The 5494-nt window shown below is 67.8% G+C and carries 5 protein-coding genes and 2 pseudogenes; 4 read left to right on the forward strand and 3 right to left on the reverse strand.

Going from position 1 to position 5494, the window contains the following annotated elements; translation table 11 throughout:
* The 4 genes and pseudogenes from RMO04_RS01175 to RMO04_RS01190 form a co-directional block, all read left to right on the forward strand.
* Positions 1–459 (forward strand): annotated as a pseudogene (locus RMO04_RS01175) (DNA polymerase III subunit delta'); the annotation flags it as partial.
* A gap of 6 nt (positions 460–465) precedes the next feature.
* Positions 466–1242, forward strand: coding sequence for a TatD family hydrolase (locus tag RMO04_RS01180; protein ID WP_309642968.1), 777 nt, complete (start codon positions 466–468; stop codon positions 1240–1242).
* Positions 1239–2054, forward strand: coding sequence for an MBL fold metallo-hydrolase (locus RMO04_RS01185; RefSeq protein WP_309642969.1), 816 nt, complete (start codon positions 1239–1241; stop codon positions 2052–2054). The genes RMO04_RS01180 and RMO04_RS01185 overlap by 4 nt, the downstream gene beginning before the upstream one ends.
* Positions 2051–2656, forward strand: coding sequence for a formyltransferase family protein (locus RMO04_RS01190; protein WP_309642970.1), 606 nt, complete (start codon positions 2051–2053; stop codon positions 2654–2656). The genes RMO04_RS01185 and RMO04_RS01190 overlap by 4 nt, the downstream gene beginning before the upstream one ends.
* Here RMO04_RS01190 and RMO04_RS01195 read toward each other — a convergent pair.
* From RMO04_RS01195 to RMO04_RS01205, 3 genes and pseudogenes are all read right to left on the reverse strand, one after another.
* A complete protein-coding gene (locus tag RMO04_RS01195; RefSeq protein ID WP_309642971.1) occupies positions 2653–4023 on the reverse strand; it encodes an NAD(P)-binding domain-containing protein in 1371 nt (456 codons plus the stop codon). The genes RMO04_RS01190 and RMO04_RS01195 overlap by 4 nt on opposite strands.
* 79 nt (positions 4024–4102) lie before the next feature.
* A complete protein-coding gene (locus tag RMO04_RS01200) occupies positions 4103–4915 on the reverse strand; it encodes an NIPSNAP family protein (protein ID WP_309642972.1) in 813 nt (270 codons plus the stop codon).
* A gap of 56 nt (positions 4916–4971) precedes the next feature.
* Positions 4972–5494 (reverse strand): annotated as a pseudogene (locus tag RMO04_RS01205) (hypothetical protein); the annotation flags it as partial.

The following is a 5494-nucleotide window of genomic DNA, read 5'->3' on the forward strand; positions in this document are numbered from 1 at the left end:
GCCTTCCACGCCCTGCCGGAGGATGAGGTCGCCGCCTTCGTCCAGTCGCGCACCAACGCCAACGCCGAGGACGCGATCCGGGTCTCACGCATGTCCGGCGGCGCGCCGGGTCGCGCCGTCGCCCTCTATGCGGCCGGCGCGGTGGCCATCGACGACGCGGCCCGCGAGATCCTGCTCAACCTGCCCAAGCTGGACGAGGGCATGGCGCTCGCCCTGGCCGACCGGTTCCGGGGCGGGGAGGGGCAGCAGCAATTCTCGCTGCTGATCGAGCGTCTCGCCGAGCGGGTGCACGACCACTTGCGGCGCCAGGTGGCGCAGGGCTTTGGCGGCCTTGATCGCTGGGCCTCGGCGTGGGAGACGCTGCAACGCCTTCCGCGCGAGGTGGAGGCCGTCAATCTCGACCGCGCGGACGCCTTCTTCTCCGCGATTTCCGAACTGCGCGCCGCCGCCCGCGCTTGAGACCCCATGCTGATCGACAGTCACGTCAACCTGCACGCTCCGCAATTCGACGAGGATCGTCAGGCCGTCATCGAACGCGCCCGCGCGGCCGGGATCGGGCTGATGGTCAATATCTGCGACAAGATCGAGAACTTCCCCAAGGTCCGCGCCCTGGCCGACCAGCCCGACATCTGGTGCACGGTCGGCGCCCATCCGCATGAGGCCAAGGACCATACGGACCTGACGACGGCGCAACTTGTCGCGCTGGCCGCCGACCCCCGCGTGGTGGGGATCGGCGAGACCGGCCTGGATTTCCACTATGACCTTAGCCCGCGCGACATTCAGGCCGACGTGTTTCGCCAGCACGTGGCGGCGGCGCGCGAGACCGGTCTCCCCTTGGTGGTCCACACGCGCGAGGCCGACGAGGTCATGGGCGAGCTGCTGGAGGATGCCTACTCACGAGGGCCCTTCAAGATCCTGATGCACTGCTACACCTCGGGGGCCGAGCTGGCGGAGCGCATGGCGGCCCTGGGGGCGTGGTTCTCGGTCTCGGGCATCGCGACCTTCAAGGCCGCGCAGGATGTGCGCGACGTGGTCGCCGACATGCCGGCCGACCGGATCATCGTGGAGACCGACTGCCCCTATCTCGCGCCCATGCCCCATCGCGGTCGGCGAAACGAGCCCGCCTATCTGTCGCCCATCGTCCACAAGCTGGCCGAGATTCGCGGCTGGACGCCGGAAGAGGCCGAGCGGCGGACCGAGGACGCTTTCTTCGCCCTGTTCGACCGGATACCCCGGCCATGAGCGGCGTGCTGGAAGTCACCATCCTGGGTTGCGGTTCCTCGGGCGGCGTGCCGCGCGCCGACGGCGACTGGGGTGACTGCGACCCGGCCAACCCCAAGAACCGCCGCCGACGCTGCTCGCTGATGGTCCGCCGCAAGGGCGAGGGGCCCGAGCACGAGACGACGGTGATCGTCGACACCTCGCCGGATCTCGTTTGGCAGACCTCCGAGGCCGGGGCGAAGCGTCTGGACGGCGTGTTGCTGACCCACGACCACGCTGACCAGACCCATGGCATCGACGATATCCGCGCCTTCGCCCTGCGCCAGCGGACGCGGATCGTCTGCCATGTCGATGCCCCGACGGGCGCCAGCCTGACCCGTCGTTTCGGCTACATCTTCCAAGGTGAGGCGGGCTATCCGGCCATCGCCGAGCTGCGCGAGATCCCGCCCCACGGGGTGGACTGGACCGTGCATGGCCCCTCGGGCGCCATCCCGGTCGTCACCTTCGACCAGGATCATGGGGCGGTGCGGTCCGTAGGCTATCGCTTCGGCGACGTCGCCTATTCCAGCGACGTGGTGAACCTGGACGATGCCGCCTTCGAAGCGCTGCGAGACCTGGACGTCTGGATCGTCGACGCGCTCCGCTGGCGACCCCACCCGACCCACGCCCACGTGGATCGGACCTTGGAGTGGCTCGCCAAGATCAAGCCTCGCCGCGCCATCCTCACCAACATGCATATCGACCTGGACTATGACGCGCTGAGCGCCCAGCTCCCGACCGGGGTTGAGGCCGCGTTCGATGGCCTGCGGTTCGAGCACACGCTGACCAGATGACGGTCTCGCCGCTCAAGCTTGGCTTCCTCGCCTCCAGGAACGGCTCCAGCCTGCGCGCCATCATGGCGGCGATCGAGGCCGGAACGCTGGCCGCCGAGGCTCGGCTCGTGGTCAGCAATACTCGCGCGGCGCCGGCGCTCAGCTTTGCGCGAGACCACGGGGTCGCGGCGCAGGCTATCGCGACCCAGGCTGACCCCGATGCGGCCGACGCGCGGCTATGCGAAGCGCTGCAAGCCGCCGGCGTCGAGTTGGTGGTGCTGTCGGGCTATCTGCGACGCCTGGGCCCCCGCACGCTGGGCGCCTATCGCAATCGGGTCTTGAACATCCACCCCGGCCCCCTGCCGCGCTTCGGCGGGGAGGGGATGTACGGCCGCCGCGTCCACGAGGCCGTGATCGGATCGGGCGCCACGGAGAGCGGCGTCACGATCCATCTGGTCGACGAAATCTATGACAACGGCCCGCTGATCGCCGCGCGCGCCGTGCCGCTCAGTCCCGGCGAGACGGCCAACAGCCTGGAAGCTCGGATCACCGAGCTTGAGCCGCAATTCTTCGTCGAGACCCTGCGGCGCCTTGCATCGGGCGACCTTGCGCTGCCGGACTAGGTCGCCACCAGTTCCGCGCGGGCCGGGACGGGCAGGGCGTTCCCAGCCGCCTTGGCCCGCTTCTCGCCCTTGGCGATTTCTCGTTTTAGGTCCGTGACATAGACGTTGAAGTCGACCTGGATCGTGTGTCGCTTTGAAGGATAGTACTGGCCCAGATGGCGCGCCTCGTCCTGGGCTGTGACCTTGCGCATCTCGCCCGCGGACGGCGGACGGTACTGCCCCGCGAGATAGGCCGCCGCCAGCTTGGCCTGCTGCTCGGCGAAGTTAACGAGGGTCGGCAGGGGCTGAGCCAGGGCCATGTAGAACAGGTTCGGAATTTCCGGCTTCATCATCCGCTTGAACAGCGGCATGCGGTGATCGGCGTCCGGGACTAGGTCGGGGTCGTCGAAGAATGGGAAGCCCATGTCGTAGCCCGTGGCGAAGATGATGGCGTCGACCTCCTCCACGCTGCCATCGGCGAAACGGACATGTTTGCCCTCCAGCCGCTGGATCGCGGGCTTGAACTTGATGTCGCCACAGCCGGCGCGGGTGAGGAACTCGCCGCTGACCGAGGGGTGGGCCTCCAAGGGCTCATGGTCAGGCTTGGGCAGACCGTAGTCCTCCATCCGGCCCAACGACTTCTTGATCATCTTCCGCGCCATGGAGAGGCCCAGCTTTCTCGGGATCCAGGCCGGCGCCGAGGCCTTGTCCGCCGGCTTCCCGTTCATGTACTTCGGCAGCACCCAGACGCCACGCCGCGCCGAGACCCAGAGGTTCCTGGCGATCGGCCGCTGGGCCAACTCGGAGGCGATGTCCATGGCCGAGTTGCCCATGCCCACCACCACGATGTTCTTGCCCCGCATGTCGACCGGATCGAACGGGTCGAAATAGGCGTGGCTGTGGAAGGCGGGCCCATCGAACTCACCCTCGTAGTCGGGAATGCGTGGGCTCCAGTGGTGGCCGTTGCAGACGAACAGCGCGTCGTACAGCCGGGTTTCCCCGGTTGACAGCGTCACGGACCACAAACCGTCCGCCGTGCGCTTGGCGGAGGTCACGCCGGTATTGAAGGTGATCGTCTCGCGAAGGCCGAAGTGGTCGACATAGTCCTTGAAGTACTGGTGGAGTTGGGCGTGGTGCGGGAAGTCCGGCCAGTCCGACGGCACGGGGAAGTCCTCGAACGCCAGGCGCCACTTCGACGTGTCGATATGCAGGCTCTCGTAGCAGGCCGACATCCCGTTGGGGTTCTTGTAGTACCAGTTGCCCCCGACCTCGTCGGACAGCTCGAAGCAATCGTAGGGTATGCCGAAGTCCTTCAGCCGCTTGGCGGTCGTGAAGCCCGAGCATCCGGCGCCGATGACGCAGGCCTTGGGCAGACGCGGTTCGGCCACCTGGAACGCTCCTCGATTTTCCGTAGCGCCGGGAGCCTAACAGGGCGGCGAGGCGGGTAAAGCGTGCCCCCACGTCAGGTCAGCCATGCAGGCGCGAGCGCGCGGTGGGCTGTAGTCGCAGGGTCTGGATCGGCTGATGGCTCCACAAGCTGAGGCGGCCGCGAACCGCCCGCCAAGCCTCCGACTGTCGCAGCACCGCGCGCCGCTGCTCGTAGGCCGTGCCGTCCGGGTAGCTGGTGAACCAGACGACGACCTGCTCGCCGTTGCGCACCGGTAGCTGAGGGAAGGTGTTCGGAGCGGTCTCGGTGACGTAGAGGCCAAGTACCTTCGCGCCGGCCCTGGCGAGTTCGGGGGCGGCCTCGGTCTGGAAGAACGTCAGGAACGCCGGATCGACCGGTGCGCGCAGATAGAGGATTTCCGCGACGACCAGACCCGGCCCATCCCCCTTCGCGCCAAGGGGCGGGCGTTCGGCCTCGCTGGGCGTCAGCGCCGATCCGGGGAGGGCGGGCCGGAGCAACAGCACATTGTCGGAATCGACCATGGTCGTGTTGGCGGCGTCGCGGTTGGCTTGCCACACCGGGCCGAAATAGAAGTCGTTCAAGGCCCGCGCCCGGGCCGGCATGTCGCGGAAGGTCCGCAGCCAGACGAAGCGGTCGGGATCGTCCAGGTCCCGGAATTGGCCCGGGATCGCCATGCCCCCGGCCTCCTGTCCTTCGACGAAGTTCTGCTCGAAGAGCTCGATCAGGGCGTCGCGGCGGCCGGGATGTAAGGTGTACTGGCGCAGCTCCAGCACGGTGTCGGCGTGTCTGGCCTGCCGCGCCTCGGCCGAAGCGGCCAGCAGACTGGCCCCCGCGAGCAGGCCGGCGGCGAGATGTGGGTGGGTCTTGGGCACGAGACTCTCCAAAGGTAACTGAAGAGCGACATACCTTCGCGAATTGACAGTTCGTGTCAGGTTTTGGCGAGCGCGGGTCGTGCGCTCAGGCGCGCTGCGGCGAGGTAGCAGGGAATCGCCAGGGCTGAGAGGCAGGTGAAGGCGAACAGCGTCCAGCTGTAGGGCGCGTCGACCCCGCGCGCGATCAGCGCGTCGACCATGATCCCGCTGCCCGTGATGCCAACCCCCAGCCCGACGACGTTCAAGCTCATGATGTAGAAGGCCACGACGGTGGACCGGACCTGCGGCGGGCACAGCTCCTGCACCGTGGAGAACGTCGGGCCGTAGAAGGCGCCGAGCTGAAAATAGGCCACCACCATGCACAGCCAGAACAGCGGGTTTCCGGGGTCGATCAGGCGGTAGGCCAGGTTGACCGGCAACAGCGCCAGCAGCACCCAGACCATGAACATCGGCCGGCTCTTACCTGTCGCCGCCACCCAGCGGTCGCTCGCCACCCCGCCGAACAGGTTTCCCGCCACACCAGCGACGCACGCGATGAGCCCGCTGATGACCGCGATCTCGGCCCGCTCGAAGCCGCGC

Source organism: Phenylobacterium sp., assembly GCF_031412415.1.
Taxonomy (GTDB): domain Bacteria; phylum Pseudomonadota; class Alphaproteobacteria; order Caulobacterales; family Caulobacteraceae; genus Phenylobacterium.

Coding starts and splice junctions, on each gene's coding strand:
- RMO04_RS01180 (WP_309642968.1), top strand. CDS start 466: ATGCTGATCGACAGTCACGTCAACCTGCACGCTCCGCAATTCGACGAG.
- RMO04_RS01185 (WP_309642969.1), top strand. CDS start 1,239: ATGAGCGGCGTGCTGGAAGTCACCATCCTGGGTTGCGGTTCCTCGGGC.
- RMO04_RS01190 (WP_309642970.1), top strand. CDS start 2,051: ATGACGGTCTCGCCGCTCAAGCTTGGCTTCCTCGCCTCCAGGAACGGC.